Below are 26,278 nucleotides of genomic sequence, written 5' to 3' on the forward strand. Positions count from 1 at the left end.
CTAGCCTTCGAGCACGCTCCGCACCACGGCGTTGAAGTCGGCGGCGGGGCCGCCATCGCGCTCGGCGCGCCAGGCGTCGATCACGGCGCGGCCCACCGGCTCGAAGTACTCGGCAAGGTAGCGCTCATAACGGGCCTCGTCGTAGGTGACGCTGCCGTCGAAGTTCACGTAGTTACCCGCGAGCTGGCAGCTGAGTTGCCCTGGCTCCTCGTCCCAGCCGGCATCCACCAACTCGGCGATCTCCTCGCCGGTGGCATACTGCACCGGCTGCAGCAGCTGCACGCCCGCGTATGCGAGCACCCGCTCGGCGGCGGCGATGCTTGCCGGCGTCTGCGAGAGTTTGATGCGGCCGTTGTGGGAGTTGCGCTCGCCTGAGATCACCGGCGCATTGTCGTTCGACCACGCGAGCGGAACGCGCAGCAGGTGGAGGTACAGATGGCAGGCGAGGCATGGCGAGCAGATGCCGAAGCGGCGCTGCAGTTCGGCTGCGGGACGCGCATTCATCGCGGACCAGAGCGCGGGGTCGGAGAGCGCGAGCGGCTCGCGGATCGTGACCCGGTTGTCGAGCAGCCCGCGGAGGACGCCAACCGCCCGGCCCGGCGCGCCGCGGTCGCCGGTCTCGGTGCCGGTGTACGCGACCGTGGGCACCAGCGTGCGGAAGCTGTGATCGCGCACGGCGGCCACCGCAGCGGCGATGCTGTCCCGCCCGGCGATCTCCACGATGGCTACGGAGTGCTCCATGTGCACAGTGTACCCGAGTGGACGAGCGCTCTCAGGGGAGCAGTCGCACCCGGCACTCGGAGACGCGCGCCTGCATCCGGTCGGCTGTGACGAGCTCGGCGTCCAACAGCATCGCGAGCGCGGGGAACAGAGCGTCGTTGATCGTGAGTCCGTGAGTGCGGGCGAGCGCGACAGCTGGTTCTGTGAGGCGACGGGTGAGAGGGACCGTGACGAGGTCGATGTCGTCGAGCGCGCCAGCCGCGGACTCCACGTGATCGAAGCCGAGGCGCGAGTACCGAAGTGCATTGAGTACCTCAGCGGCGAAGTGGCCGGGCGCTGCGAGAGTCACAAGCCGCGAGCGATGCTCCTCGAGGAGTGCCCTCGCAGCGTCCACGGATGACTCGTCTTGCGTCTTGTACCACTTCACAGCGACCGAGCTGTCGATCACGACAATCCGTGCCTCCTGGGATCCTGTCGTCACAGCCATCACTCGTCTTCCTGTCGCAGCCATCGAGGCGGAGCGTCTCGGATGGCGCGGATGGCTTCCTCGGCGGTCGGCGCATCCTTTGGCATGTGCGTGGCGATCTCCCGCATCGTCTTCATCGCTTCGCCGATCCGCTTCGAGCGTGCGTCTTGCTCGCGCTCCATATCGAGCGACTCGCCGTAGCGCGCGATCGCTTCCTGGATGAACGCCGAGCGGCTGACGCCGGCCTGGGCGGCGCGGCGGTCGACGTCTTCCAGCATGCCGTCGGGGATGGAGACGGTGGGCTTGGCCATTGTGCGCTCCGGTGGTAGGACTTCTGGTACCACCGAGAGTAGTACCGTCGAGGATCCGAGGTCAAGTGCGTGCTGACATTGCGGCCGCATCGGTCCAGCGCGACTATGATAACTTGAGTTAGTCATATGAATGGTCTACCATTCATAGCATGACAACCGACATCGACATTCTCGAGGCGCTCTTCGGCGGTCCGGGGCGGACGGCCGTGCTGCGACTGCTCGCCGCTCAGACATCGGATCTCACCGGGAGGCAGATTGCCGAGCTTGCTGGTCTGAGCCAGCCAGGTGCCGCAGGTGCGCTCAACCATCTTGCGGGTCTGGGCGTGGTCCAGCGGCGCCGCGCCGGGCGCGCGATCCTTCATCAGCTGGACCGGGAGAACCTGCTCGTGCAATCGATCGTCTTGCCTGCACTGGCCGCCGAAGCCCACCTGATTGAGGACCTGCAGTCCGAGCTCCGCACGGCGTTTGGCCCACTGGCCGAGAGCCTCGTGCTGTTCGGGAGTGTCGCGCGGGGGGAGTCCGCGCCCGGAAGTGACATCGACGTACTCGTGGTGACTGCCGACAACGACGATGCGACTCGGGCGATGCAGGTGGCGGACCGCGAAGGACCGAGGTTCTTCAGACGGTACGGGATGCCACTGTCGGTGATCGTGACCGCTCGCGATCGGCTTCCCGCCGAGCCGGGAGCGTTCTTGGCCCGGGCGCGCGACGAGGGAATCCTCGTCAGCGGGATCGGACTCTCGACACTGATGCCGCATGGTTCCGCAGAGTGACCGAACTCGGCCGAGCACCAAGGCCGACGCCCGGCAGTATCTCGCCAAGGCCGACGAGTTCCTCGCCGCCATGGAATCCCAACTCGCCGCACAGCAGTGGGATGCGGCCGGCCTTGCGGCGATCCACTCGGGAATCTCTACGGCGGATGCGGTGCTGTCGTACCGCGGCGGCGTCCGCAGCGCGGGTCAGGATCATCGTGCTTCCGCGGAGCTTCTGGTCCAGGTGCTGGGTTCAAATGCCGAGGATGGCTCCAAGCATCTCCGACGGCTCATCCAGAAGAAGACACTCGTGGAGTATGAACAACGGAGGCTTACGCAGGCCGAGGCGACGGATCTGGCCGAGCACGCCCGCCGGCTCCTGAAGTGGGCCCAGACGCAGGTGCCTTCCTGAGTCTCACTCCATCCGCGTGCCCACGAGCTCCCAGGTGCCGGTATAGAGGTGGCCGTCCACGCCGGAATCAATGGACCCCTCCATCACACCCGTGAAGGCGTCGCTGCCGTCCTGGGTAGCGCGGACCACGATAGTGCTCGTCCAGGTGGCGCCGTCCTCGTCGGCGTAGGCAGCGGAACCTTCGTAGACCCAGTCATTGCCGTTCGACTCCACGACGCCTGAATACCGGTCGTCGTTCATCTGCATCTGCATCACGGGGCCGACAACTGCACACTCCCACTGCGCGCTTGGCTGGTCGCCGAGGAAGCGGTACTCCTCGTTGTCGATGTCGGTGAGTGTGGTGGCCACGGTCCAGCGACCCTCGAGGATGGCAGGGTCGATGTCCTCGGCGGACTCGCCGGGGCTCTCGGCGGGCTCGGAGCTCGTGGGTGTCTCCGACGGCGCGGGTTCACAGCCGAAGGCGACAAGGGCGAGCACGAGTGAGAGTGCGACGAGCAGCAGGCGACGAAGCGACATGCGAACCACCCCCTGAAAGGGTGTGTACCCGCCGAACGAGGGTTGGGCATACACTGATGCGGGAGGTTCGCCTAGTGGAGTCGCCGCTTCAGTTGGTGCTCGACCAACTCGACCCCGAGCATGCTCGGGCGCTGTTGTGGTTCGCCGAACACGAGGGCGACATCGGGCCGCGACCGTGGCGGGTCGACGGGCAATCCGTTGTGACCGGGGTGCAAGTACCACTTGTTGCCCAGCGCGGCATCCACCAGCCCAGCGGCTGGCAGGTGGCACTCAGCATCACCGCCACACGAGCCAGCGTCTACTTCGATGGCGTACCGCAGCCGATTGATTCGGATACATGGGCGCTGCCCTACATGGCGCACACCGGGCGAGATGGTACGGGCACCGAGTCTCCCTGGAATCGAGCTCTCCTGGGCAACCTGAATCGCAGAATCCCCGTCGGGGTATTCGTGCCGCATGGGGCTCACTATATGAACCTCGGCCTGGCGATGGTGGAGTCATATGACCCGCGGACGGGGACGTTCCTGCTTCGTGGTCCCCTGAAGTTCGGGCAGCGTTCGGACGTCTGGTCTAACGGTGATGATGAGACTCCGACGACTCAGGCGGCCATGGCGCGCGAGTCCGAGGGGTGGTCCGATCAGATCCGAGAACTCGACGAACCGATTGTGTACTCTCGAGGCAAGCGTCGCGTTGCGCAGGTTCAGTTCCGCCAGAACCTGTTGCGCGCGTACGACAACAGGTGCGCCGTGACGGGGTACGAAGCTCACGACGCTCTGCAGGGAGCGCATATCCTCTCCTACCGCGGTCGATCAAGCCAGCTTGTGCGCAACGGGTTGCTCCTTCGAGCAGACATACACCTGCTGTTCGATCGCCATCTGATCGGAATCGAGCCGGAAGTGCTCAAGGTTCGGCTGGCCCCGGGGCTGTTGTCGACCGCCTATTCGGGTCTCGAGGGGCGGTCGCTCTCACGTCCGCAGCGCGACGATGATGCACCAGATACCAAGCGTCTGGCTGTTCATTGGGCGGTCTTTGAGAGGTCCTTCTGACGCGGACTCTACTCTGAAGCCCTTGCCCTTCCGCCACTTCCGAGTAGACTTCAGAGTATGGATCTCAAATCGCTCAAGAAGCGCCCCGAGGGCAAGACGCTCGAGTTCAAGCGCGACGTCTCCTCGGCGGGGCCGATCCTCAAGACGGTGTGCGCCTTCGCCAACACCGCCGGCGGCACGCTGCTCATCGGCATCGAGGATCGCACCGGCTCCATCGTCGGTGTGGCGGATCCGCTGGATGCAGAGGAGCGCCTGAGCAGCATCATCGCCGACGGCATCACACCGCGCCTGCTCCCCGAGATCGAGATCATTCCGTGGCGCACCACGCAGGTGCTCGCGGTGCAGGTGCATCTCGGACAGTCGCGTCCGTATCACGTCACGTCGGTGGGCCCCGCCGAAGCCACATATGTCCGTCTCGGCTCCACGAACCGCAGTGCCGACGCGGAGCTGATCGCCGAGCTGGCCCGCTCGTCGCGAGGCGAGAGCTTTGATGAGCAGCCGGAGCGGGGTCTTGGCGTGGACGCCATCGATCTGGCCGCGCTGCGTGACGCGTTTGCAGGCACGCGCAGCATCCGTCGCGCCGACCTCACGACGCTCAGGCTCACCACGCTCGTGCATGGTGCCGAGACACCCACCGCCGGCGGCATGTTGCTCTTCGGCCAGGATCGCCTGTCGCGGTATCCGGATGCGTGGATCCAGGCCGGGCGCTTCAAGGGCCTCACGAAGAGCACGGTGATCGACTCGGCGGACATCACCGCCTATCCCACGACGGCCGTGGACCACGCGCTCGCGTTCGTGGTGCGCAACACGTCGCTCACCTACGAGATCGGGCGGCCGCGCCGGCTCGAAGTGCCCGAGTACCCGCCGGTGGCCGTGCGTGAAGCGATTGTGAACGCGCTGGTGCACGCCGACTACTCGCAGCGGGGTGCGCCCATCCGCATTGCGATCTTCGACGATCGTCTCGAGATCGAGAACCCTGGCATCCTTGTGCCGGGGCTCACGCTCCGCGATGTGCTCGGCGGCGTGTCCAAGCTGCGGAACCGGGTGATCGCGCGCGTGTTCCACGAACTCGGCCTGATAGAGCAGTGGGGTAGCGGGATCACGCGCATGCGCGAGGCGTGTCGTGCGGCCGGGCTTGCCGAGCCGCTGTTCGAGGAAGTGGGCATGCGGTTCCGCGTGACGCTCTTCTCCGCGCGGCGGGCGACGCCGGCTGCTGATCCCGTGGACGCCTCGGCCCTCGAGGCCCTCAGGGCGGCTGACGGCCTCACCACGAACCAGGTCGCTGCGGCGATCGGTCGCACGCCCCGGGCTACCCGCGCCCGGCTGATCAAGCTGATCGAGCAGGGCCTGGTGGTGGAGATCGGCAGCGGCCCGAATGATCCGCATCGGCGATACCACGTGGCAGAAGACCCTGCGCGCTGGGGGTAGCGGGCCACCTCGGCACCTCTGACGGGTACGTTCTCCTGAGGAGGTTGTACGCATGACGCTTCGGCTGAGAACGAGCCTGACCCACCCGTGGATCATCACGCACGGTGAGGCCGACGCGGTCCAGCACCGGTTGGCCAGCGTGGTGGAGTTGCGCGCGATGCCTGTGGACGGCCGCGGCAGCCCGAAGATCGCCGCCGGCGTGGACGTGGCGTACACAAAAGACGGCACGCACGCGTGGGCTGCCGCCGTGGCGATGGACCGCGAGTTCCACGTACTCGCTTCGGCCGTGATCGAGGGCGATCCGGACATCCCGTACAAGCGCGGCTACCTGGCGTTTCGCGAGGGCCGGCTCACCATGGAGGCGCTCATGAGCCTCGGCGTGGAGCCTGACCTCGTGTTCTGCGACGGCCACGGCGTGGTTCACGAGCGCGGCTGCGGCCTCGCGTCGCACGTTGGCGTGCTGCTCGGCGTGCCCACCATCGGCGTGCCGAAGACGCCGTTTCATGCGGTGGACCACCCTCCCGGCCCGCATCGGGGCGACTACTACGTGCTCACCAAGGAGTGGGGCGCGCAGGGCGCGTCGGTGCGGCTCAAGGCTGGCTCCAAGCAGGTTTACGTCTCGCCGGGGCATCTCACCGACCTCGACAGCGCGCTCGCGCTCGCCATGGCGTGGTCGAGCGGGCGCCACCGCGTGCCCGACCCGCTTTCGGCGGCGCACACGCTGTCCGTCAAGACGCGCGGGGCGGGCTAAGGTTCGGCTGCGTTCCGGTTCACGAGCGGTTGATACCCCGGCGGTACGCTCCTTCGGTCCACCCCGACAGGAGCTTCCCATGCCCACGGAACTGCTCGAGACGCCCGACGATGATCGCGCGCTTTTCGGCGATGTGAGTGGTCTGATCGAGGCCGCACGCACGCGCGCTGCGGTGGCCGTGAACAGCGAGCTCGTGATGCTGTACTGGAGCATCGGCAAGCGCATCCGGGAGGATGTGCTCGGTGGTGAGCGGGCGGCGTACGGGCAGGCGGTGGTGAAGCGGTTGGCCGAGCGTCTGACCGAGAGGTATGGACGAGCCTACAGCAGGCGCAACCTTCTACGCATGATGCAGTTCGCTGGTTCGTGGTCGGACGCACGAATTGTGTCGCCACTGGCGACACAATTGACCTGGTCCAACATCTGCGAGGTCATGAACATCTCTGACCAGCGCAAACGAGACTTCTACCTCACGTTCGCTGCGCACGAGAGCGCGCGATCCTCGATGAGATGTGGCGCTTCATCATCGAGCTTGGCGGCGGGTTCGCCTTCGTGGCGCGGCAGAAGCGCATCACGGTCGACGGCGACGACTACTACCTCGACCTGCTCTTCTACCACCTCGGCATGCGCTGCTTCGTGGCCGTGGAGCTCAAGTCGCGCAAGCTACAGCCCGCCGACTACGGTCAGATGCTGCTCTACCTGCGCTGGCTCGACGCCAACGAGCGAGGGCCCGCCGATGAAGCGCCGGTCGGGCTGATTCTCTGCACCGACAAGGGGCTGCAACAGACGAAGCTTCTCGGCTTGGACGACGGAGAGATCCGCGCGGCGCGCTACATCACCGGGCCGCTCCGTGAGCAGATGCAGCGCCGGCTGAGGGAGGCGGTTGACGCACTCGAGGAGGGGTTGCCGTGATGGGTTATGCTCCTGGTATGAAGACCGCCATCTCGATACCGGACGACCTCTTCGTGGCCGCCGATGCGCTCGCGCGCGAGCTCGGCCAGTCGCGCAGCCGTCTGTACTCTCAGGCGATGCGCGAGTACCTTGCTCGGCACTCGGCTGACAGCGTGACCGAGGCGCTCGACAGGGTGTGCGCGGAGATACCAGCGGCCGATGCGGATCTCGCCCGCGCTGCCGCGCGACGGACCCTCGAGCAGGTCGAGTGGTGATCGCACAGGGCGAGATCTGGTGGGCCGATCTCGGCGAGCCGTCGGGATCCGCGCCTGGCTACCGTCGGCCCGTGGTCGTGGTTCAGGGCGACTCATTCAATCGGAGCCGCATCTCGACCGTTGTGTGCGTGCCACTCACGAGCAACCTGCGATGGGGCGACGCACCCGGTAACGTCGTCCTCGATGCTGCCACGACCGGCCTGCCCAAGGACTCGGTCGCCAACATCACGCAGCTGGTGACACTCGATCGCGGCATGCTCGCGGACCGTGTCGGCAGCTTCCCGCCGCACAAGCTCGACCTCGTGCTGTACGGCATCGACATCGTCCTCGGCCGCTGACGAACGCCCCCGGCGCACTGTGCGGCCACGAGCGTCCCATGAATACCCGTCCGGCACGCGGGCCGATTCGGGCGCATACTCGAAGGGAGATTACCCTTGGAGGTGTGCGCCATGGACGGCGAAGCGATCATCGCGATCATCAGTGAACACGGACCGGCTCCGGCGAGCGCGATCGTCGGGTTCCTGGCGGCCGAAGGGGTAGAGGCAACGACTGCTGCGACCACCGCAGCGTTGCGCAGGCTGGAGACGCAGGGCAAGGTCGCGTGCACGCCGCGAGACAACTGGCGGCTGGCCGGCGCACTCGCGCCGGAGCGCACCGCCAAGGCGCGTGCAGCACGCGTGTCTGCTGCCTCGGGCAGCCGCGTGAAGGCGCTCATCTACTGCCCGGAGATGATTCGCGACGTACCGCGCCTCACGCGCAACACCGTGCTGCACTTCTCGGCGCTCGACACTGGCGGCTTTCGGCTGCGCGACTACGCGGATGGTCATCGCGTCGAGATCAAGGAAGTCGCCGGCATCACCAAGACCGTCTTCCTCGAGGCGGCCTATAGCTGGACGCAGTTCGAGTTTGACGCTGACGACTCGGCCACGCCGGTCACCGACACCGAGTACTGGACGCGGCGTATCACCGCGATGAACGCCTCGCACGCCGAAATGCTCGCCGCGGGCGAGCGGACGATGGGTGCGACTGCAGGCTGAGGACTTCCCGGCGGCACGCACAACAACTATCATAAGGTCGGCAGGCGGAATGGGGATTCCGAGTGCCGTTGGGGTGCGGCGCGGGGGCGCCGAATGCACGACCGGGGGACGGGGGATCGATGTCCGCAGCCGACGGGATCCGCGTCGTCGACGTCGACGCACAAACGACCGACACATTCCTGGAGTACGCGCGCACCTTCGGCCCCGTGCATGACGATTCGTACGTCTCTTCTGAGGACCTCGCCTCGTTCAACATCGCGCACGAGCCCGCCTTGTTGGCGCTTGATGCCAGCGGCGCACCGCTGGGCGCCGTCTCCCTGTTGCTCAACGGGTTCGCCACCGAGCATCTCGCGCGATTCCGGATTCTCCACGCGACCGATCCCGCAGCCTATCCGCTCCTGCTCGATGCCATACTGCTTCGCGTCCCGGAGGGCATCGAGCGCGTCTACCTGTTTCTGCCGGAGCATCCGGGCGACGTGCTCGAGAGCCTCACTGCGGCGGGCTTCGGGCAGTGCCGACGGGCGTACATCATGCTGAACGCGAGCCCGGCGAGCATGGCAGAACTCGACTTGCCGGGTGAGACGACGTTCGAGCAGGCGCAGCCCATCGTTGCCAAAGACTGGGCGAACATCATCAACACTGCGTTCCACGGCCATCCGGGGCACTTCAACATGACCGCCGAGCAGGCTGACGAGATGCTGTCGCAGAGCCGGGTCATCCGCGCAGGCACGCTCATGGCGCATCGCGGGGGCAGGCCGGCGGGCCTGGTGCTCACGCTGGCCGACGAGCACAGCCCGTACTCTGCAACGGTCGAGACGCTCGCGGTCATGCCGGCCGACCAGCACATCGGCATGGGCCGTGCGCTGCTGCGCGCCGCGCTGCGGGCTGCCGGGCGCGACGGACGTTCGTCGGTGAGCCTCTCGGTGAGCACCTTCAGCAAGCGCGCGATGGCGATGTACCTGGACGCTGGCTTCAACGTGCACGACGTCCGGGTGTGCTGGGAGAAGCGCCTCGCGTAAGGCGGCGGCGCGGTCTCAGGTGACCGGCGCGCCGAGGAGCGTCCGGATCTCGCCGATAACACTCGCGCGTTCCTCGCCCTGGAACTCATCTATGCGCTTGAGCGTGATGAGCACGCTCCGGTACGTGTCCTTGCGCGCACGGCTGGCGAATCGGCCCGGCTCGGGCGGAAGGAAGATCGCGAGGTCCTCGGAGAGCTTGATTCGGGCCGCCACAGCGCGTGCCTTCTCGAGGTCGACCCCGGTGGGCTCTTCCCATGCCGAGAGGGTGTGCATCACGTAGGCGATCGCGAACGCCCCCGCGGCGTTTCCGGACTGCTGGAGGCCGAGCATGCCGCCCGCCATCATTCTGTTCATCTGCGAATCGCGGCTCATCTCGGCGGCTCCCATCCTTCGGTGCGCCTGAGCGCGTGTCCCTGCCACAGGTAGAGCGAAGCGCACGTGCGGTACGGCGCCCATGCCTCGCCCACGCGTGCGATGGCCGCGCGGCTGTCCTCGCTTTCGAGCCGGTAGAGCCAGGCCACCGCCGAGCGCAGCGCCCCGTCGTCAACGGCGAGCACGTCGGGGCGGCCGAGCGAGAAGATGAGGAACATCTCGGCGGTCCAGCGGCCGATGCCCTTCACCTCGGTGAGTTTGGCGATGACCTCCTCGTCGGGGAGGGTGACCACGCGCTCGAGGTCGAGCGACCCGTCGGCCACGCGGGCGGCCAGGTCGCGCAGGAACGACGCCTTGCTGCCCGACAGCCCTGCGCCGCGGAGCGTGGCGTCGTCGGCTGCGAGGATGTGCGCGGGCGTTGGGTCGCCACCGAGTGCGGTCACCAGGCGCGCCCAGATCGTCGTGGCCGCCTTGTCGGAGAGCTGCTGCGCCACGATGGCACCCGCAAGCGAGGAGTAGAGGTCCGCCTCGAGCCCCTGCTCGATCGACCCCACGCGCGCGATCAGCGCACCGAGCGTCGCATCGGCGGCCGAGAGGTGGCGCACCTCGGCGGAGCTTGGCGTGTACGAGAGCGTCTTCGGCATGCGCCGATTGTAGCGCGCCGAGGGCGTCCTACCGTTGACGGTGTCAGAGCACGGTCGTACTGTCGGTACGACCAGATGGTACGACCAGGAGGCATCGATGGCGGTCGAGAAGTTCTCCATTTCCCTGCCCGAGGAGCTCGTGGCGGATCTGGATGAGTTTGCGGGTCAGGATGCGCTCACTCGCAGCGGGCTCATCCGTGAGGTGGTCTCCGAGTACGTGTCCAAGCGGCGTTCGGCCACCTACGAGGAGGAACGCCACGCGCGGATCACGCGGGCGATCGAGGGTTTCGAGCGCCTCGCCGATGAGTGGGGTCCCGACGAGCGGAGCTCGTTGGACCTTCTCCATGAGATCAGGGAGGAGTCGCTCGGTGAGGAGTGAGCGAACGCCCATGGTGCTTGATGCGTCGGTTGGGGTGAAGTGGTTCAAGGCGGAGGCCGGTTCCGATGACGCCCGGAAGGTTCTCGCTCTCCACGATGCTCGGCAGGTGCACGTCGTGGTGCCCTCGCAGTTCATGCTCGAGGTGGTTGCCGTTGCCTCCCGGGACAGCGTCGACCGGGGCCGGGAGGTGTGGGCGCTGCTACGGGATGCGGACCTCACCGTTGTCGGCCTGGATGACGCACTAGCCGGCGCGGCCCTTGAGCAGTGCCGGCTCCTCGGCTGCTGCTTCTACGATGCGCTGGCGCCCGGTCTCGCGGCTCTACTCGGCGCTACCCTATACTCGGCTGACGCCAAGGCGCATATGCGTTTTCCCGGCGTGCAGTTGCTCGGCTGACGGTATGCTGTGCACGGGAGGTGCCGACGTGAGCGACGAGTTGATGTCAGGCGCGGATGAGGCGGCCCCGGTGGAGCCGGGAGCGACGGGCGAGACGATCGAGTGGGAGTACCGCGTCCCGCTGCTGACGAGCCGCTTCATGCTTTACGACTTCATCAAGGTCATCATCCTGTCCGTGTTGATCATGTATGTGCTCGTTGCGGTGATGGGCTGGTTCGTCGACGGCGAGTTCGTATGGATGCCTCCCCAGGTGTTCCTCATCGCCAGCGGCGCCATGGCGGGCCTCTTCACGATCGCCTGCCTGCTCCTCGGCAATCACGTCACGATGCAGTTCTCCGTTGGCCCAGACGGTGTGGGTTACGCTTCGGGCACCCGCGAGAAGAAGTGGAATCGCGCGGCGATCATCGTCGGAGCGCTCGCAGGCAGTGCGACCGCAGCCGGCGCGGGGCTGATCGCCTCCTCCCAGGAAGAGGGCGGCTGGCCGTGGGCCGAGCTGCACCGGGCGAACGAATACCCCGGACCGCGGGTGATCACGCTGCGCAACTCATGGCGAGCGGTGCTGCGGTTGCACTGCACGCCGGAGAATTACGAGCAGGTGCGGGCCGCGGTGTTGGCGGGTCTGGCGAAGGGCGCCGCCGAGCGAGTAACGATCGAAGCCGAAGCACCGCCGAGCGTGCCGCGGCCGTGGTACTCATGGGCTGCCGCGGTGGTCGTGCCGGTGGTGGCAGCGATCCTGGTGACCGCGTGGCCGTGGCTGCAGTACGAGGACGGCATGCGATTCGTGGTGTTCTCGGCGCTGCTGCTGATCGTCGCGGGGCTTCTCGGCGGCTGTCTCCGCCGATGGGCTGCCGCGGCGTCTCTGGTACCCACGGCGTATATCGCGTTCCTGACGGTGCGCGAGATGCTCTCGACCTCTGAAGGCTGGTTCCCCGGCGAGATCGTCTACGGCTGGGAGTACGACACGGCGCTGCTCGCGATCACGCTTGCGGGTGAGGCAATGCTCGTGGGGCTCGCGCTATGGCGGCTGTTCAGTCGGGAGCGCGCAGCGGCCGAGGGCTAGGTGGCCGAGTCGACCCAGAGCACCTCGACGCCCGCCGCTTGCGCGACCTCTCGTAGCCTGCGGTCAGCGGTGACGAGCGGTACGTTCTCGGTTTGGGCCAGAGCGACGTACGCGCAGTCGTACACCGAGTGACGGTGCGCTATCGCGATATCGAAGGCGAGCTCAACAAGGTCGGTCGATTCCAACAGCTGGAGATCGATCCGCTGAAGGATGCCCAGCGATTCTCGAACGACTTCGGGCGTGTACTCGCCTCGGTCGGCCTTCTTCCAGAGTGCCTGCGTGCATTCAAGCATGCACCAGTCTGGGGCGACAGGAGTCTCGGACGCCTCGAAGCGCGAGCGGGCATCCGCCGTACCGGCTTCCTCGAGGACGAGCTTGACGAGCACGCTGGCGTCGAAGACCGCGCAGCTCATCGGGAGTCCCGGAACTCACGAATGATCTCGGTCGAGTCAGTCGTGCTCGGAGGGATGCTCGCTCGGAATGCGTCGAGCAGCGCGAGCGACTCCTCCTTGTTGAGGCGCACCGACTTCTTGAGAGTGCGCTTGATCTCGGCCTGAAGCGATCGGCCGTTCTGCTCCGCACGGCTGCGCAGCTGCTCCAGCACCTGTGGGTCGATGTCGCGAATGAGGAAGTCTGTCATGGCGCCCGGCCTTTGCTGACGATGTGGTATCGAAACGATACTACCCATTCTGTTCTTCCCTCCGCAATCGTCGTGCAACTCGTTGTGGGCGCAACCTCGGCTATACTCGCAGGCGACGTGTAACGCGCGGTCACCCGCATCTGAACCGCATCTGACCGGCCGACTCACCCGGAGGCAACAATGCTCGACGGCCGCTACCTTCGCGACAATCTCGAAGCCGTTCGCACCGCACTCGGCACGCGCGCTGGCGGGTGGGACTTCGACCGCTTCGTGGCGCTCGACGACGAGCGTCGCCGGCTGATCGGCGAGGTGGAGAGTCGCCAGGCGCAGCGCAACGACGCTTCCAAGCGCATTGGCGAGCTGATGAAGGCGGGACAGCGCGATGACGCTGAAGCCGCCAAGGAGCAGGTGCGTGTCATCAACGACGAGATCACCGGGCTCGACGCCGATCTCGCCCTGGTTGATGCCGACGTCCGCGAGATGCTCCTCACCATCCCGAACGTTCCCGATGCCAGCGTGCCGGTGGGCGCCGACGAGAGCGACAACGTTGAGATCCGCCGCTGGGGCACGCCGCCGGAGTTCAGCTTCGAACCGGTGGCGCATTGGGATCTCGGTCCGGCCCTCGGCGCGATCGACTTCGAGCGCGGTGTGAAGCTCGCCAAGAGCCGCTTCGTGGTGCTCGGCCGCGACGGCGCGCGCCTCAACCGCGCGCTCATCAACTTCATGCTCGATACCCACGGCGCCAAGGGCTACACCGAGTGGTCGGTGCCGGCGCTCGCCAACGAGGAGACGCTTCTCGGCACGGGCCAGCTTCCCAAATTCGCCGACGACCTCTTCCACACCGACGAGGGGCTGTTCCTGATTCCCACCGCCGAGGTGCAGCTCACCAACCTGCACCGCGACGAGGTGCTCGAGGCCGACACGCTCCCACGCCGCTACTGCGCGTACACGCCGTGCTTCCGCGAGGAGGCGGGCGCGGCGGGCCGCGATACCCGCGGCATGATCCGTGTGCACCAGTTCGACAAGGTCGAGTTGGTGAAGCTCGCCGCCCAGGAGAGTTCGTTCGATGAGCTCGAGGGCATGGTCGCCGATGCCGAGGACATCTTGCAGCAGCTCGGCATCGCCTACCGGACGATCGTGCTTTGCACCTGCGATATGGGCTTCTCGGCAGCTAAGACCTACGACATCGAGGTGTGGCTCCCGAGCTACAACAACTACAAGGAGATCTCGAGCTGCTCCAACTGCACTGACTTCCAGGCGCGTCGGGCAAGCATCAAGTACCGCTCGCCGGGCGAATTCAAGGGTTCGCGTCTCGTGCACACCCTGAACGGCAGCGGGCTCGCGGTGGGCCGAACGCTCGTTGCGGTGCTCGAGAACTATCAGCAGGCCGACGGCTCGGTGGTTGTGCCCGAAGTGCTGCGCCCGTATATGGGCGGCCAGGACGTGATTCGGGGGGAGGCGCGATGAAGCGCGCAGCGCCGTTTGCGATGCTGCTGCTTGTGCTCGCACTTGCGCTGGGTGGATGCGGGGACGACGCAACCGGGGATGCAGCGGACAGCGGTTCCACGGGGACCACCACTTCGGCGATCACCGTTGTGGAGGGCTTTGACGCCATGGCGACCGATGGCGCAAACGAGTCGGCCGCGCTCTCGGCGCTGCCCGCGCTGGCGGAGGCCCAGAAGGAGTCCGGCGAGTGGGACGATGTGGACTGGGAGGCGGTCGACGCTGCCGAGCCCCGGTTCGTCGCGTACATCGTGCGAGTCGAGCTTGCCGACCAGGTCGCGCTGTTCGAGGTTCGTGCCGACGGGATCCCGCACAATCTCTACGGCTACCAGCGGGCCTTCGACAGCGGTTCGATCATCTGGACGGCGGCTGCCGACTCGCAGGGCGCGACAGCGGTAGCTGCGAGCGCGGGGGAGACGCTGGTCACCTCGGCCGTTGAGACAGCGATGCGCGATGCGTTTCCGGAGGACCCGTTCACGGTCTTGGTCGCGGGTTACCGGTTTGCCTACCTCCTCGAGGGGACGGACCCGCTGCTTTTCGAGGTGGCCCCCGACGGCAGTCTCATCTCGGCGAGCAGGTAGCGGACGCGAACCGCAGCGGCGGCGCTAGGCGGTACTCAGCATCCCCAGGAACCTCGGAACGCTCGGCGGCGACGCGTTCTTGTCGGCGGGCATGCCCGCAGTGACCCTCGCCAATGTGATCGACTCGAGTTGCTGCCAGACGAGCGCGTCGAGCTCGTTCCACATCCTGTGCGCGCCGCAGTATCCGGAGCGGTTGCATGCTTGGGGGTCACGGGTGCATTGCGCCAGTGAGAACTCCGGCTCACACGCCCGGATGATCTGCGCCATCGTGATCTCCTCGGGAGTCAACGCGAGCGAGAGCAGATTCTTGTTGTAGCCCTCGTTGCGCACGAGGTTGGCCGCAGTCAGGAACATCACGATGGAAGCGCCGAAGTTCTCCGGCACATCGGCTGCCTCGCACAGATCGCGCACGGAGATCGTCGCCCCCACCGGGATCTGCGCGAGCTCGTACATGATGCGGACGGCATAGTCCGTCCGTCTGGTGATCGCCACCGTACCCCACCTCTCGTGCGCCCCCGCGCATACGAATTGGTCGGAATGGTACCACCATTCGGGGGGCCAGGCGCGCTGTCCTGCCAATCGGCCCTGCCGATTTGGCGAACGGCGACAAACGGAGTGTGAGCGGCATCACATTAACCGAAGGTAACGACGACGTAAGGTTCCCTAGTGCCGACGACGGGCGAGCGTGCTAGCGACGAGCGCGATCGCCTCTTCAGCCGAAGAGGCGAGAAGCAGCAGGTCGGCACCGGCCGCGCGCAGCGACTCGCCCGGGTCCCAGCCCAGCGCGATGACGGTCCTGTCGGCCTTGAGCGCGAGGGCCACCTCGGAGATCGTGCCCGTGCCGCCGGGAAGCGCGATCACCACGTCGCTCGAGAGCACGTTGATGACGTTGCGCGCATCGCCCATACCGGTTCGGATGGCGATATCCACGTGGTGGCTGGCTTCGTCGGCGGTGTCTCCCTTGAGCACGCCGACCACGAGGCCGCCCGCCTCATGCGCGCCGCGGGACGCCTCGTCCATCACTCCGCATGCGCTGCCACCGGTCAACAGCACCCATCCGCGCTCGGCCACGAGTGCGCCCACGCGATAGGCCAACGCCCGCGCGGGTGCATCGAGCGTACGACCGGCCCCCATGACGCCGACGATCGTCTGCATCGAGCGTCACCTCCCGTGCCCATCGTACTCACATGTTGCGCGTCTCGCACGCATTGCTTGACCGGTCGATGCCGACGGCACACACTCGCGGCAGGGTTCAGGGGAGCGCGGGGAGACGCACCGCTGATGGATCTGTTCGCGGGCAAGATGACGCTCTACGCGCTTCTGAGCGCGTTTGCCGCCGCGCCGCTCACGGTCGGGCTGCTCTCCCTGTTCAGGCGGTCGGTCGTCCGGGGGATGAAGGTTGATACCGGAGCGACGCACGGGGACAGGCCCGGCGCGGCCGATTCGAGCGCGGGGCGCTCACGGCTCACGCTCAGGTCCTCGGACGCCGCCCAGCTCGCCGCGCTCGGCGTCTACAGCGCTGCGGGGGTGACGTTCGCTCCGTTTGCGCTTCGTCGGCGGAGCGAGCTGCTCTTCGACTACCTGTCGAGGGTGTGGCTCCATGTGGGCGCGGTGCATATGATCGCTGGTCCGGACCTGGTCACGGCGACGGTCTCGCCGCCCGAGTTTCTCGTGTTCCTGAGCGGTCGTATGTCGCGACGGTTCATCCACGATTCGATTGATCTGGGGGCGTACTTGTCTGGTCTCGATCTGGCGCCGGACCCCGACGGCCGTTATCGCGTGAACCAGCTGTTCTGCCGCGACAACGTGTGGCGCGATGCCATGCGTGGCCTCGCCGGGGTCAGTGCCGCGGTCCTCATGGACCTGCGCGGCTTCACTCCCGCCAACCGGGGCTGTGCGTACGAGATCGGCGAGCTCCTCCAGGGTGTGCCGTTGGGACGGGTAGTGTTCGCCGTTGACGGGACCACCGACCGACTGTTCCTCGATGCGTTGTTCGAGGAGATCCGAACAGGCTTGCCCGTGGAGTCGCCCAACGCGTGGCCCGGAAGCATCGCATCGCGCATCGTTTCGGTGGATGATTCGGTCGAGGGGCGCAGGAGGCTGCTGCGCGTGCTTGCCGACAGCGTTCCCGCCTGATGGAGGGCCAATGAACGAAGAGGAGTACCTCAGCACGCGGCTCGACGACCAGCTCGCATGGTACGACCGCAAGGCGAACCTCGCGCGCCGCAGGTACAAGACCCTGCGGGCGATCGAGTTCACGAGTGCCGCACTCGTCCCGGTCGCGGTGGTGCTGGGAAGCAGCCTCTACCACCGGCTCGCTGCCGCATGTCTCGGCGCGCTGGCGGCAGCAGCAACCGGCTTTCAGTCGGCCAACCACTACCAGGAGAACTGGGTCGAGTACCGGGCGGTGGCCGAACAGCTCAGAAGCATGCGTTTTGCGTTCCTGGCGAGGACAGCGCCGTACGACGGTGACGACGGATTCAAGGTGTTCGTCAGCCGTGTCGAGGAGCTCCTCTGCGGCGAGCACGTCTCCTGGGGCGGCCGTATGGGTGCTCAGCAGAAGAGTCCACTTCCGGACTACCTCCGCTAGCGAAGCCAGACTACCAGCATCCCTACACCGAACGAGGCCACGTTCATCACGACCGACATCCTGAGTGCGCTGCCGCGCCACTCGGGCAGCAGGCGTGCCAGCACCTGCCACTCCACGAGCACCACTGCCACCTCCAGCACGGCCAGCGTTGCCGCCGTAACGGGATCTGCGAGTGAACGGCTTCCGCTGGCGGCCATCTCGGCCGCAAGGAGGAGGTTGACCGTCGGATTAGTGGCGACGTTGATGAGCCCGAGGACGGCCAGCTCGCGCGGTGCGCGCATGCCGAACCACGCGGCTACAACTGCCAGCTCCACCACCAAGGTGATGGCGAGCGAGGTACCGAGCGACCGCACGACCATCAGTGCGGCGCCTGCGATCTCCGCGTTGTTCACAGTCCGTCGGTGGGCGGTGTCTCCGCAGCTCCGGCGGCCGGTGCCTGCGGCTGAGCCGCCGGCGCGGGTTCGATGCCTGCTGCGGCGAGCGCCTCGGCTTGCTTGCGCCTGTCGCGACGCACCAGCCAGACGATGAGCAGCACCACGAAGGCTATGAAGCCGACCACGGCGAGGCCGAAGCAGCCGAAGATGATGCCGAACGTGGTCGTCATCATGCGCTCGTACTCTGCGGCGGCCTCGGGGTAGAGCTCCGGATCCACGGCGTTCGCCCACGCCGGGGTCACGCCCGCGAGCCAGGCCGCGGCAGCGAGCGGCAGTGCGGTCAGCCGCGCGGTCGTGCGCATGGGGCCTCCTCCGCTAGCGGACGCTCTCCGTCTCGCCGAGTGTGACGTCGCCGGAATAGACGTCCCACTCCTCGTTGTCATCCATCCGCCAGACCTCGACCTCCAGCAGCGCCCCGATCTCCTTCGACCGGATGGTGCCGGCCAGATTGAGCTGCGTCGTGATCGCCTCGCCGTCGACCGCCACGATGATGTCGCCCGGCTCGAGCCCGGCCTCCTCAGCAGGCGAGCCCTCGTCGATCGTGTCGATGTACGCGCCCTGCTCGACCGGCAGTCCGTAGAGATCCGCGGTTACCAGGTCGATGGTGATGGTGTTGGCGCCCAGGTACGGGTTGAACGACCGGCCGTGCGCGATGAGATCCTCGATGATGCCTTCGGCCACGCCGATCGGGATGCAGAAGTTCAGTCCCTGCGTGCCAAAGTCGCCGAGTCCGGCCGACGGGATGCCGACCCACTCGCCTCTGTAGTTCACAAGCGCACCGCCCGAGTTGCCGTGATTGACGGCGGCATCCACCTGGATTGCGGCCGCGAGCTGCGCGAGTTCGAGCTCGCCGGCCTGCTCGCCGGTGAACAGCTCCTGGCCGAAGGTGCGGCCGGTGGCCGAGACGATGCCGGTGGTGACCGAGATGCCGATGCCGACGGGGTTTCCGATGACCACGATCGGGTCGCCCGGCCTCAGTTCGTCGGACGAGCCCACCTCGATCGGGTTCAGCCCGTCACGCTCGACTTTGATGACCGCGATGTCGTTGATGGCGTCGCGACCTACGATGCGTGCGGGCACGTTCTCCACGCCGAGCTGCACGAGGACCTCGTCCTGGGGCGTGACGAGGTCGCTCTGGGTGACCACGTGGTTGTTGGTGACGATGTAGCCGTCCTCGCTGATGATCACGCCGCTGCCGGTGGACTCGGGCGAGGAGGTCGCGTAGCCGGTGTTCGGATCCACGAGCTCGGCGCCCGAGATGATGGAGACGACCGAGGGTGCGGCTGCGTCGGCGGCAGTTCGGGCGAAGTCGGCGCTCACCGCGCCGGCGGGCATACCTGTCGAAGCGTCGCCGCCGCTGAACGCGCCAAAGATCGCAAGGATGAGCGACAGGAAGATCGCCGAGGCGAGACCGCCGCCGATGGCGGCGAGCACGACCGGCAGGACGATGCTTCGCTGGTTCGGCTGACCGGTTGCGGGATCGTACGCCATATCCTCACGTCCTCCTTCGTGGCGGTCCGCCAAGTGCGCGCTGGCCGACCGGTGGCATCGGGCAGCGGTTACTCGTCGGCGGAGCCTATGTCCGAGACGTACCAACCCTCGTCACCCACGACGAGGAGCGCGCCGACGTTTTCGGTGGTCCCGTCGGACCAGTACATCGTGAAGAGCACCACCGCGCTCCCGTCTTCCTGGATCTCGGCGCCGAGGAACTCCCAGTCGGTGTACTCGCCGGTGAGTTCGCTCAAGTCGTAGTCGTAAAGTGGCGTGGTCGTGAAGGTGTACGCGTCGTCGATGCGTCCCTCCATGATCGCGAGCAGCATTTCGTTCACCGTCCACGCCGCGGCCTCCTCGGCCGTGAGCGCAGTCGTGTCTGTCGCCGGCTCATCGGCACCCTCTTCGATGGCCACCTGGGTCATGTCGACGGTGTAGACGTCGGTTGCGAACCATTCTCCGTTGCGGCTCTCGAGGATCACGCCCTTGTCGTACGTGGCCTCGTCGGGCGTGATGTAGTACTCCTCGTAGCCGTCCTCCATGGTGATCTCGACGTACCACCAGTCCTCGCCGCGGTAGTACTGATCGGCGACATCGGTCAGGGCATCCATGGATGATTCAAAGCCCTGCTCCTCGCTGATCTCGATCCGACCGCGCTCGCCCTCCTGCTCGACCACGATCGAGTTCTCATCGTCGGTCGTGGTCTCGTCGTCGGGGATGAAGAAGAGCGTGACGCAGCACCCGAGGATGCACAGCAGTATCACGCCGGCCACGATTGCGATGATCATTCCGGTCTTCTTCTTGGGTGGTGTGGCTGGTGGCGCCGAGTAGGTGGGCTGTGCGGACGGCGCCTGCTGCTGATAGGTGGGCTGTGAGGACGGCGTCTGCTGGTAGGCAGGTTGCTCGTTGGCGGGCTGCTGCTGGTAGCCCGAGGTGGGCGGGGCCACGGGCGTGGCCGAGTACTGCTCGTGGGGGATCGCCGTCGTCTGCACGTAGGGCGACTCCGGCACCCTTGAGGTCGGCGCGGGTTCTTCCAAGACGCCCTGCACGGCCTCATCCGGGCCGGGTTCCGGCGCGGCGGGAACCTCTCCCGTTGTGAGGTGGACACCGCAGTCTCCGCAGAACTCCTTGTCCTCAGGGTTCGCGGCACCACATGCGGGACAGATCATTGCGTCTCCTCCCCCGTGCTCGGACTATGTAGAGCGTATCCCCGTAAGCGGGGGTCGTCCAGGCGGCGCAGCGGCCTGGACCCGCTACTTCGCGATCTCGGCGAAGTGCGCCTCGTAGCGCCCGCCTCCGGCCTCGGCGAACGTCTCGTACGGCGGGATCTCGTACACGCGCAGCCGGTTGTCGAGGAAGTCGCTGAAGATGAGCAGCTTCCCGTCGTCGGAGACATCGAGCGCGGTGGGCTGGTTGCCCGCGATGAGCGCGTCGAGCGGCGCGCCGGTGGCCGCGTCGAAGACCAGGATCGAGCCCCACTCGGGGCCGGGGATGTAGTAGCTCTTCTCGTTGTTCTCGCCGCGGCAGCTCACGAACAGCATCGTGCCGTCGGGCGTGAGGTCGATCGTGTTGGGCTTCTCGTCCACGTCCACGAACTTGGTGGTGGCTCCGGTCTTCATGTCGTGCACCCAGATGAGGTCCTGCGACATGTCCGAGATGAACAGGCGTCCGTTCTTCTCGTCGGCCACGATGTGCCTGAGCGCACCACCCTCGGTGAACAGGACTTCTTTGGTGTACGTGGCGAGGTTGATCCGCTCAAGATCTCCCGAATCGAAGCCGGCCACGTACAGCCACGTGCCGTCGTCGGTGGCATACATGCCGCGCGGCGTGTTCGAGACGCCGATCCGCTTCACGAGCTTCCCGGTAGCCAGGTCGATGATCGACACGTCGTCGCCGGACCAGTTTGATGCGTACAACGTCTTCTCATCGGGGGAGAGCTCGACCCATTTCGTCCATGTGCTGCCGGAGTCGAACTCGCGCACCACCTGTCGCGTCTTCACGTCGATCTCGAAGCACTTGGCGGTCTCCATCTGGCTGGTGTAGGCGAGCGTCCCCGCCTCGTTGAAGATGACTTCCACCGCGCCGTACTCGCCGATGTCCACTCCGCCAAGCAGTTCCCCGGTGCGCGGGTCGAAGATCTGGATGGACGGGGGGCCGTCTAAGATGCTCGTCCACGCCTCGCTGCCGTCGTGCGTGACCGAGACGCCCTTCGGCGCGCCGAGTGTGGTGATGAGGCCGAGGCCGTGCAGCACCTGGCCTTCGGGGTCGAGGTAGTACTCGAGCGCGAGTGGCGCGTCGATCGAGTACTCGCGCGTGAAGGTGTTGTAGCCAGCCATCTCGATGGTGAGCGTGACGGTTCCCGACAGTACCTCGGCGTTGAACGGGGCCGTTCCGCTCAGTGCCTTCCCGCTGGCAGGTTTGATGGTGACCTTCGCGCCCCCGGGATGCGTGGTCACCGTCACCGCCTGTGGCAGAGGCTCGAGGTCGTAGTCGAGCTTCGACTTACGAAGGCGCTTGAGCTCGACGGTGGTGCCCACCGGCTCGTAGCCCGTGCGCTCGATCTGGACCGAGTACATGCCGGGCTCGAGGTCCTCCACTTCCAGCGTCCCAGTGCCCACCACCGAGCCATCGAAAAGGATCATCGCATCGCTGGGTGCCGCGGTGATGATCGCCGAGGCGGGGCGGGTGAAGAGGAACGCGGCGAGGCCGATCGCCGCGAGTGCTGCGACGACGAGCCCAAGACGCGTGAGCGGTGACACGCGAGAGGATGTCCGACGGGGGCCGCGACCGCCGCGCTGACGGTGGCCGCGCGGAGCCACGAACTGCGGCTTGTCCTGCCGACGGGGGTTCGCAACGTGAGCCGCGCTTCGCCCCGCGACAGTACGGGCCGGGTCGATCGTCCCGTACTTGCCGTGGAAGGACTTGCTCGATCCTCGTTTGCGGCTCCGGTACTGCTCCATGAGCACCCCCGGCAGCCATACTACTTGAGTTCGAACACCACCGTCACGGATGCGGTGATGTCCAGCTGGCCGGGCTCTATGGCAACCGATCCTGCCGCATCCATCGACTCGGCGGCAGCGCGGTAGTAGATGGGTGTGCTGAGGCCGGTCTCACTCACGCTGATGATCTCGCCCAGGTTCTTGCCCGCGGCCTTCGCCATCACTTCGGCGCGCTCGCGCGCATCGGCGATTGCGAGCTCGATCGCCTCGTTGCGGACGTCGGCGTCGTCATCGAGCATGAACGAGGGGCCGCCGATCTCGTTGGCGCCCGCCTCGCTTGCCGCGCCGATCACGTCGCCGATCTTCTCGATGTCGCGGATCTTCGCGCGCACCTGGATGCTTGCGCGGTAGCCGGTGATCACGGGCGTGTCGCCGGTGTACGACTGCTCGGGGTAGACGCTCACGTTGGCGGTCTGGATGTCCTCGGATGCGACCCCGGCGCCTTTCACGGCTGCCGCGACCCCCTCGGCGATGGCGTTGGCCTTCGAGAGCGCGTCCGACGCCTCGTCGGACTGGACGGTCACGCCGAAGTACATCTCGGCCACGTCCGGTGCGGCGACGCTCTCGCCCGAGCCGCTCGCCGTGACCGTGTACAACGGCGCAGCGCCATCGGTGGTCACGACCTTCGTCTGACAACCGCCGAGCGCAAGGACGCTCAGTGCCAGCGCCGCAGCGATGATGAGCTTGGTGTTCATGGCTGCTCCTTTCGGACGGAGCGGTCGTACCCGCGCCCGCCTCCCGGGTGTGTCTTACCCGTTGGACGGGGTCACGCCACGGATGGTTCGCCGAAGTGTGCAGCATGACAGAAGCAGGTCGCGTGGCGCGTGCGTCGAATGACGGTTCAGTACGACCCAAACCCGCTCGGCACGCCCGGCCAGTGGTACGTAATGGACCTTGATCTCAGCGGTATCCAGACGGCGCAGGGTGGCGGCAACCCGTCGGAGTACCTCCAGTACATGAAGGCGTACTCCACGGTCGAGCAACTCGATGACGCGAGCGTCAACGGCGTGGACTGTGAGCACTACTTCCTCACGATCGACACCACGAAGCTTGCCGACATGGCCGTGGAGAACTACAAGACCCTCGCCGAACAGATGCCCGCGGGTGCCGCCGAGCCGGACGAAGAGGCGCTCCGAGCGATGTACGAAGGCGCGACCATGACGGTCGACATCTACATCTCCAAGGAAGATGGCATGCCGCGCCGCCAGGAGATGTGGATGGATTTCAGCGGTGATCTCGATGCGACGATGGAGATCACGCTCGACCTGTTCGACTTCAACCAGCCGGTCGAGATCACGGCGCCCGATGGTGCGGTGCCCCTGCCCGAGCTTGACTCGGGAGTCTGACTCGAACGTCAGCGCATATAACGAAGGGCCCTGCCGATGGCGGGGCCCTTCGTGTAAGTCTTCGTGGCGCGCCCTGCAGGATTCGAACCTGCGACCTTCTGATTCGTAGTCAGACGCTCTATCCAGCTGAGCTAAGGGCGCGTGTGTGCGCGAGGCTTCAGTATCCTGCCTGGTCGCACGTTAGTTGTCAAATGGCGGAGAGTGAGGGATTCGAACCCTCGAAGGGGCTATTAGCCCCTTACTCGCTTAGCAGGCGAGCGCCTTCAGCCGACTCGGCCAACTCTCCGCGTGAGAGAAGCGCCGCCCATTGTAGCAGGGGTGCCGCCGAGCGTCACCGCCTCGATCTACGAAGGCTGAACGCCGGCTTCGGTAACCTCACGCGCGCCGCTGCCGACCACATGGCCGTCCACGAGCCGCAGCTCCTCGTCGGCGTGATCGGCCATGCGCGGGTCGTGGGTGACCATGATGCACGTCATCGCGCGCTCGTGGACCTGACGCTTGAGCAGCTCGACCACCTGGAGGCCGCGCTCGGTATCCAGGTTCGAGGTGGGCTCGTCCACCAGCATAACCTCCGGCTCGTTCATAAGCGCTCGCGCGATCGCCACGCGCTGACGCTCGCCGCCTGAGAGCAGTGACGGGCGGTGGCCTGCGCGCTCGGCCATGCCGAAGTCGGCGAGCAGCCCGTCGGCGCGCTCACGGTCGGCGCGGGTGACCTTGCCCGAGAGGTGTGGGACGAGCAGGAGGTTCTCGCGCGCGCTCAGGTACGGCACGAGGTGATGCTCCTGGAAGACGAGCCCGACCTCGGTGCGGCGGTATCGGGCCGCCTCGGTGGCGCTGCGCAGGTGCACGGGCTTCCCGCCGATGATGATCTCGCCCGAGGTGGGTTGGAGCAGCCCGGCGATGATCGAGACAAGCGTCGTCTTCCCCGAGCCCGAGGGCCCGAGCACGGCGAGCAGCCGGCCCTTGCCGAGGGCGAACGACACGTCGTCGAGCGCGGTCACCTGCGTACGGCCGCTGCCGTAGACCTTCGTGATATTCCTGACCTCGAACATCAGGCCTCAGCGCTCCTGCCGAGGGCCGTGGCCGGGTCGGTCTTGAGGATGCTCCTGAGTGAGAAGAGGCTTCCCACGTACGCCATTCCGAAGACGGCGAGCACGGCGACCGCCCAGCGGCCGAGGTCGGGGTCGAACGCCATCATCGGCGGCATGCCGGCGCCCGCGCCGAGCGCGACGACGATGCCGAACGCGGTCGCCACCGCCACGAGGATCGTGATCTGCAGCAATAGCTGGCGGTAGAGGTAGGCGTTGGAGGCGCCGATCGCCTTGATCGCCGCGATCTGCCCGGTCTTGTGCAGCGTGGTGATGTAGAAGAACACGCCTACGAGCAGCGCGCCGATGATGATCGATACCCACTGGATCCCGCCGACAGCCAGGATCATCTCGGGCATGCCGTTGCCGGCACGGGCGGCCTCTTCGGGGGAGGCGAGCGTGTACGCGTCCCCAAACTCGGCCTGCACGTCCTCGAGGCTGGCGTCATCGGTGAGCTCGATCGCGGCCACCGAGGCGCTGCCCGCGAATTCCGCCTCCATCTGCGCCGCGCCGGCGGCGTCCGCGCCGCCCTCCTCCTCGACGCGCCCGAGGACGGAAGCGACGTGGAGCTGCTCCCAGGTATCGAGGCTCACGAAGAGCGTCGGCACCATCACGTAGCGGCGGTTCTCGGTGAAGCCGACCACGGTGAGCTCGGTCTCCACTGGTGTGAGGGTGACCGTGTCGCCGAGTTCGATGCCCTCGAGCTTGGCCGTGATGTCCATGACGGTCTCACCGGTTCCGATCTCTCCGGTGCCCTCAACGATCGGCAGCTGGTCGAGCCGGTCGCCCAGGCCGATGACGCGCACGTCGAACGGCTCCTCGGCGGAGCCCACGCTCGCGAAGGTGTGGCCCACGCCGTAGGCGCTCGCCACGCCGGGCGTATCGGCGATCGTCTCGAGGTCGTCGGCCGAGAGGATGGACCGCTCGAGTGTGGGATACGTGTCGCGCTGGAAGACGAGCGCGTCGGCGTCGAGCGAGGACTTCGCGCCCGACATGCCGGTCAGCAGACCCTCGGACATGGCCGAGGTGACCATGGTGAGTGAGACGACCAGACCGATCGCGAGGGCGATCAGCGCGAACTTGAGCTTGCTGCCGAGCAGTTCCTTGAGCGCGAGCATGCGGCTCCTTCGCGTGGG

The 26,278-nt window shown here is 66.6% G+C and carries 36 protein-coding genes, 2 tRNA genes and 1 pseudogene; 19 read left to right on the forward strand and 20 right to left on the reverse strand.

All coding sequences use genetic code 11. The annotated features are described in order from the left end of the window. Genes Q7W51_01620 through Q7W51_01630 form a run of 3 tightly spaced genes read right to left on the reverse strand, consistent with a single transcriptional unit; the run spans position 1 to position 1,497 of the window. Positions 1 to 741 (reverse strand): hypothetical protein, encoded by a 741-nt coding sequence (locus tag Q7W51_01620; protein MDO8847074.1) that lies wholly within the window; start codon positions 739 to 741, stop codon positions 1 to 3. 31 nt (positions 742 to 772) lie between these two features. Beyond that, a complete protein-coding gene (locus Q7W51_01625; protein MDO8847075.1) occupies positions 773 to 1,207 on the reverse strand; it encodes a type II toxin-antitoxin system VapC family toxin in 435 nt (144 codons plus the stop codon). After that, the gene (locus tag Q7W51_01630) at positions 1,207 to 1,497 is read right to left on the reverse strand and encodes a ribbon-helix-helix domain-containing protein (GenBank protein ID MDO8847076.1); all 291 of its coding nucleotides are present in this window, start codon (positions 1,495 to 1,497) and stop codon (positions 1,207 to 1,209) included. Before Q7W51_01630 ends, Q7W51_01625 begins: the two co-directional genes overlap by 1 nt. 149 nt (positions 1,498 to 1,646) lie before the next feature. Between Q7W51_01630 and Q7W51_01635 the strand changes: the two genes are divergently transcribed. Next, positions 1,647 to 2,270, forward strand: a complete 624-nt coding sequence (locus Q7W51_01635) for a nucleotidyltransferase domain-containing protein (protein MDO8847077.1) — start codon at positions 1,647 to 1,649, stop codon at positions 2,268 to 2,270. Beyond that, positions 2,254 to 2,661 (forward strand): hypothetical protein, encoded by a 408-nt coding sequence (locus Q7W51_01640; protein ID MDO8847078.1) that lies wholly within the window; start codon positions 2,254 to 2,256, stop codon positions 2,659 to 2,661. The genes Q7W51_01635 and Q7W51_01640 overlap by 17 nt, the downstream gene beginning before the upstream one ends. Positions 2,662 to 2,664: 3 nt before the next feature. Here the strand turns inward: Q7W51_01640 and Q7W51_01645 are convergent, their stop codons facing one another. Continuing rightward, complete coding sequence (locus Q7W51_01645) at positions 2,665 to 3,177, reverse strand: hypothetical protein (GenBank protein MDO8847079.1); 513 nt, start codon at positions 3,175 to 3,177, stop codon at positions 2,665 to 2,667. 74 nt (positions 3,178 to 3,251) lie between these two features. On the opposite strand from Q7W51_01645, the gene Q7W51_01650 reads away from it, so the two are divergent. The 9 genes and pseudogenes from Q7W51_01650 to Q7W51_01690 all read left to right on the forward strand — a co-directional run bounded on the left by Q7W51_01650 (position 3,252) and on the right by Q7W51_01690 (position 9,621). Next, positions 3,252 to 4,223 carry an HNH endonuclease gene (locus tag Q7W51_01650; GenBank protein MDO8847080.1) on the forward strand — a complete coding sequence of 324 codons (972 nt, stop codon included), beginning with the start codon at positions 3,252 to 3,254 and terminating at the stop codon, positions 4,221 to 4,223. A 57-nt stretch (positions 4,224 to 4,280) separates the two neighbouring features. After that, positions 4,281 to 5,651: a helix-turn-helix domain-containing protein gene (locus Q7W51_01655; protein ID MDO8847081.1), complete on the forward strand. Its 1,371-nt coding sequence runs from the start codon at positions 4,281 to 4,283 to the stop codon at positions 5,649 to 5,651. 52 nt (positions 5,652 to 5,703) lie between these two features. Continuing rightward, entirely contained in the window at positions 5,704 to 6,402 is a 699-nt protein-coding gene (locus tag Q7W51_01660) for an endonuclease V (protein MDO8847082.1), read from the forward strand. 79 nt (positions 6,403 to 6,481) lie between these two features. After that, positions 6,482 to 6,829, forward strand: a pseudogene (locus Q7W51_01665) (DUF1016 N-terminal domain-containing protein). A gap of 80 nt (positions 6,830 to 6,909) precedes the next feature. After that, the gene (locus Q7W51_01670; GenBank protein MDO8847083.1) at positions 6,910 to 7,311 is read left to right on the forward strand and encodes a PDDEXK nuclease domain-containing protein; all 402 of its coding nucleotides are present in this window, start codon (positions 6,910 to 6,912) and stop codon (positions 7,309 to 7,311) included. Beyond that, the gene (locus Q7W51_01675) at positions 7,311 to 7,565 is read left to right on the forward strand and encodes a ribbon-helix-helix domain-containing protein (protein MDO8847084.1); all 255 of its coding nucleotides are present in this window, start codon (positions 7,311 to 7,313) and stop codon (positions 7,563 to 7,565) included. The genes Q7W51_01670 and Q7W51_01675 overlap by 1 nt, the downstream gene beginning before the upstream one ends. Next, a complete protein-coding gene (locus Q7W51_01680; protein MDO8847085.1) occupies positions 7,559 to 7,903 on the forward strand; it encodes a type II toxin-antitoxin system PemK/MazF family toxin in 345 nt (114 codons plus the stop codon). The genes Q7W51_01675 and Q7W51_01680 overlap by 7 nt, the downstream gene beginning before the upstream one ends. A gap of 111 nt (positions 7,904 to 8,014) precedes the next feature. After that, positions 8,015 to 8,602: a hypothetical protein gene (locus Q7W51_01685; GenBank protein MDO8847086.1), complete on the forward strand. Its 588-nt coding sequence runs from the start codon at positions 8,015 to 8,017 to the stop codon at positions 8,600 to 8,602. Between the two features lie 119 nt (positions 8,603 to 8,721). After that, complete coding sequence (locus Q7W51_01690) at positions 8,722 to 9,621, forward strand: GNAT family N-acetyltransferase (GenBank protein MDO8847087.1); 900 nt, start codon at positions 8,722 to 8,724, stop codon at positions 9,619 to 9,621. A 15-nt stretch (positions 9,622 to 9,636) separates the two neighbouring features. On the opposite strand, the gene Q7W51_01695 is transcribed toward Q7W51_01690, so the two are convergent. After that, complete coding sequence (locus tag Q7W51_01695) at positions 9,637 to 9,993, reverse strand: hypothetical protein (protein MDO8847088.1); 357 nt, start codon at positions 9,991 to 9,993, stop codon at positions 9,637 to 9,639. Continuing rightward, complete coding sequence (locus tag Q7W51_01700; GenBank protein ID MDO8847089.1) at positions 9,990 to 10,637, reverse strand: DNA-3-methyladenine glycosylase; 648 nt, start codon at positions 10,635 to 10,637, stop codon at positions 9,990 to 9,992. Before Q7W51_01700 ends, Q7W51_01695 begins: the two co-directional genes overlap by 4 nt. A 97-nt stretch (positions 10,638 to 10,734) precedes the next feature. On the opposite strand from Q7W51_01700, the gene Q7W51_01705 reads away from it, so the two are divergent. Genes Q7W51_01705 through Q7W51_01715 form a run of 3 tightly spaced genes read left to right on the forward strand, consistent with a single transcriptional unit; the run spans position 10,735 to position 12,470 of the window. Next, positions 10,735 to 11,016, forward strand: a complete 282-nt coding sequence (locus tag Q7W51_01705) for a ribbon-helix-helix protein, CopG family (protein ID MDO8847090.1) — start codon at positions 10,735 to 10,737, stop codon at positions 11,014 to 11,016. Next, the gene (locus tag Q7W51_01710; GenBank protein ID MDO8847091.1) at positions 11,006 to 11,410 is read left to right on the forward strand and encodes a type II toxin-antitoxin system VapC family toxin; all 405 of its coding nucleotides are present in this window, start codon (positions 11,006 to 11,008) and stop codon (positions 11,408 to 11,410) included. Before Q7W51_01705 ends, Q7W51_01710 begins: the two co-directional genes overlap by 11 nt. Positions 11,411 to 11,438: 28 nt before the next feature. After that, positions 11,439 to 12,470: a hypothetical protein gene (locus tag Q7W51_01715; GenBank protein MDO8847092.1), complete on the forward strand. Its 1,032-nt coding sequence runs from the start codon at positions 11,439 to 11,441 to the stop codon at positions 12,468 to 12,470. On the opposite strand, the gene Q7W51_01720 is transcribed toward Q7W51_01715, so the two are convergent. After that, on the reverse strand, positions 12,467 to 12,883 hold the full coding sequence (locus tag Q7W51_01720; GenBank protein ID MDO8847093.1) for a type II toxin-antitoxin system VapC family toxin: 417 nt from the start codon (positions 12,881 to 12,883) through the stop codon (positions 12,467 to 12,469). The two genes, Q7W51_01715 and Q7W51_01720, sit on opposite strands and share 4 nt — an antisense overlap. Beyond that, positions 12,880 to 13,110 (reverse strand): Arc family DNA-binding protein, encoded by a 231-nt coding sequence (locus Q7W51_01725; protein ID MDO8847094.1) that lies wholly within the window; start codon positions 13,108 to 13,110, stop codon positions 12,880 to 12,882. Before Q7W51_01725 ends, Q7W51_01720 begins: the two co-directional genes overlap by 4 nt. A gap of 180 nt (positions 13,111 to 13,290) precedes the next feature. Here Q7W51_01725 and serS point away from each other — a divergent pair, with 180 nt between their 5' ends. Continuing rightward, entirely contained in the window at positions 13,291 to 14,577 is a 1,287-nt protein-coding gene (serS, locus tag Q7W51_01730; protein MDO8847095.1) for a serine--tRNA ligase, read from the forward strand. Then, entirely contained in the window at positions 14,574 to 15,194 is a 621-nt protein-coding gene (locus Q7W51_01735; protein ID MDO8847096.1) for a hypothetical protein, read from the forward strand. The genes serS and Q7W51_01735 overlap by 4 nt, the downstream gene beginning before the upstream one ends. 24 nt (positions 15,195 to 15,218) lie before the next feature. On the opposite strand, the gene Q7W51_01740 is transcribed toward Q7W51_01735, so the two are convergent. After that, positions 15,219 to 15,686, reverse strand: a complete 468-nt coding sequence (locus Q7W51_01740) for an Rrf2 family transcriptional regulator (protein ID MDO8847097.1) — start codon at positions 15,684 to 15,686, stop codon at positions 15,219 to 15,221. A 171-nt stretch (positions 15,687 to 15,857) separates the two neighbouring features. Next, positions 15,858 to 16,349, reverse strand: coding sequence for a TIGR00725 family protein (locus tag Q7W51_01745; protein ID MDO8847098.1), 492 nt, complete (start codon positions 16,347 to 16,349; stop codon positions 15,858 to 15,860). Positions 16,350 to 16,475: 126 nt separating this feature from the next. On the opposite strand from Q7W51_01745, the gene Q7W51_01750 reads away from it, so the two are divergent. Together Q7W51_01750 and Q7W51_01755 are read left to right on the forward strand one after the other, a co-directional pair. Continuing rightward, positions 16,476 to 17,330, forward strand: coding sequence for a hypothetical protein (locus Q7W51_01750; GenBank protein ID MDO8847099.1), 855 nt, complete (start codon positions 16,476 to 16,478; stop codon positions 17,328 to 17,330). Between the two features lie 10 nt (positions 17,331 to 17,340). Then, positions 17,341 to 17,784, forward strand: coding sequence for a DUF4231 domain-containing protein (locus tag Q7W51_01755; protein ID MDO8847100.1), 444 nt, complete (start codon positions 17,341 to 17,343; stop codon positions 17,782 to 17,784). Here Q7W51_01755 and Q7W51_01760 read toward each other — a convergent pair. From Q7W51_01760 to Q7W51_01785, 6 genes are all read right to left on the reverse strand, one after another. Further along, positions 17,781 to 18,176: a hypothetical protein gene (locus tag Q7W51_01760; protein MDO8847101.1), complete on the reverse strand. Its 396-nt coding sequence runs from the start codon at positions 18,174 to 18,176 to the stop codon at positions 17,781 to 17,783. The genes Q7W51_01755 and Q7W51_01760 overlap by 4 nt on opposite strands. Beyond that, positions 18,173 to 18,520 (reverse strand): hypothetical protein, encoded by a 348-nt coding sequence (locus Q7W51_01765; protein MDO8847102.1) that lies wholly within the window; start codon positions 18,518 to 18,520, stop codon positions 18,173 to 18,175. Before Q7W51_01765 ends, Q7W51_01760 begins: the two co-directional genes overlap by 4 nt. A gap of 13 nt (positions 18,521 to 18,533) precedes the next feature. After that, complete coding sequence (locus Q7W51_01770) at positions 18,534 to 19,709, reverse strand: trypsin-like peptidase domain-containing protein (protein MDO8847103.1); 1,176 nt, start codon at positions 19,707 to 19,709, stop codon at positions 18,534 to 18,536. A 68-nt stretch (positions 19,710 to 19,777) separates the two neighbouring features. Further along, positions 19,778 to 20,878: a hypothetical protein gene (locus tag Q7W51_01775; GenBank protein MDO8847104.1), complete on the reverse strand. Its 1,101-nt coding sequence runs from the start codon at positions 20,876 to 20,878 to the stop codon at positions 19,778 to 19,780. 84 nt (positions 20,879 to 20,962) lie between these two features. Next, positions 20,963 to 22,669: a PEGA domain-containing protein gene (locus Q7W51_01780; GenBank protein MDO8847105.1), complete on the reverse strand. Its 1,707-nt coding sequence runs from the start codon at positions 22,667 to 22,669 to the stop codon at positions 20,963 to 20,965. A gap of 20 nt (positions 22,670 to 22,689) precedes the next feature. Beyond that, complete coding sequence (locus Q7W51_01785) at positions 22,690 to 23,403, reverse strand: SIMPL domain-containing protein (GenBank protein MDO8847106.1); 714 nt, start codon at positions 23,401 to 23,403, stop codon at positions 22,690 to 22,692. A 129-nt stretch (positions 23,404 to 23,532) separates the two neighbouring features. Between Q7W51_01785 and Q7W51_01790 the strand changes: the two genes are divergently transcribed. Beyond that, on the forward strand, positions 23,533 to 24,054 hold the full coding sequence (locus Q7W51_01790) for a hypothetical protein (GenBank protein ID MDO8847107.1): 522 nt from the start codon (positions 23,533 to 23,535) through the stop codon (positions 24,052 to 24,054). Between the two features lie 64 nt (positions 24,055 to 24,118). Here the strand turns inward: Q7W51_01790 and Q7W51_01795 are convergent. The 4 genes from Q7W51_01795 to Q7W51_01810 all read right to left on the reverse strand — a co-directional run bounded on the left by Q7W51_01795 (position 24,119) and on the right by Q7W51_01810 (position 26,260). Beyond that, positions 24,119 to 24,195, reverse strand: a tRNA-Arg gene (locus Q7W51_01795). Between the two features lie 51 nt (positions 24,196 to 24,246). Continuing rightward, a tRNA-Ser gene (locus tag Q7W51_01800) sits at positions 24,247 to 24,340 on the reverse strand. A gap of 58 nt (positions 24,341 to 24,398) precedes the next feature. Continuing rightward, positions 24,399 to 25,106 carry an ABC transporter ATP-binding protein gene (locus Q7W51_01805; protein MDO8847108.1) on the reverse strand — a complete coding sequence of 236 codons (708 nt, stop codon included), beginning with the start codon at positions 25,104 to 25,106 and terminating at the stop codon, positions 24,399 to 24,401. Further along, the gene (locus Q7W51_01810; GenBank protein ID MDO8847109.1) at positions 25,106 to 26,260 is read right to left on the reverse strand and encodes an ABC transporter permease; all 1,155 of its coding nucleotides are present in this window, start codon (positions 26,258 to 26,260) and stop codon (positions 25,106 to 25,108) included. Before Q7W51_01810 ends, Q7W51_01805 begins: the two co-directional genes overlap by 1 nt. Positions 26,261 to 26,278: the final 18 nt, after the last annotated feature.

It is taken from the genome of Coriobacteriia bacterium (assembly GCA_030652115.1).
Lineage (GTDB): Bacteria > Actinomycetota > Coriobacteriia > Anaerosomatales > Anaerosomataceae > UBA6100.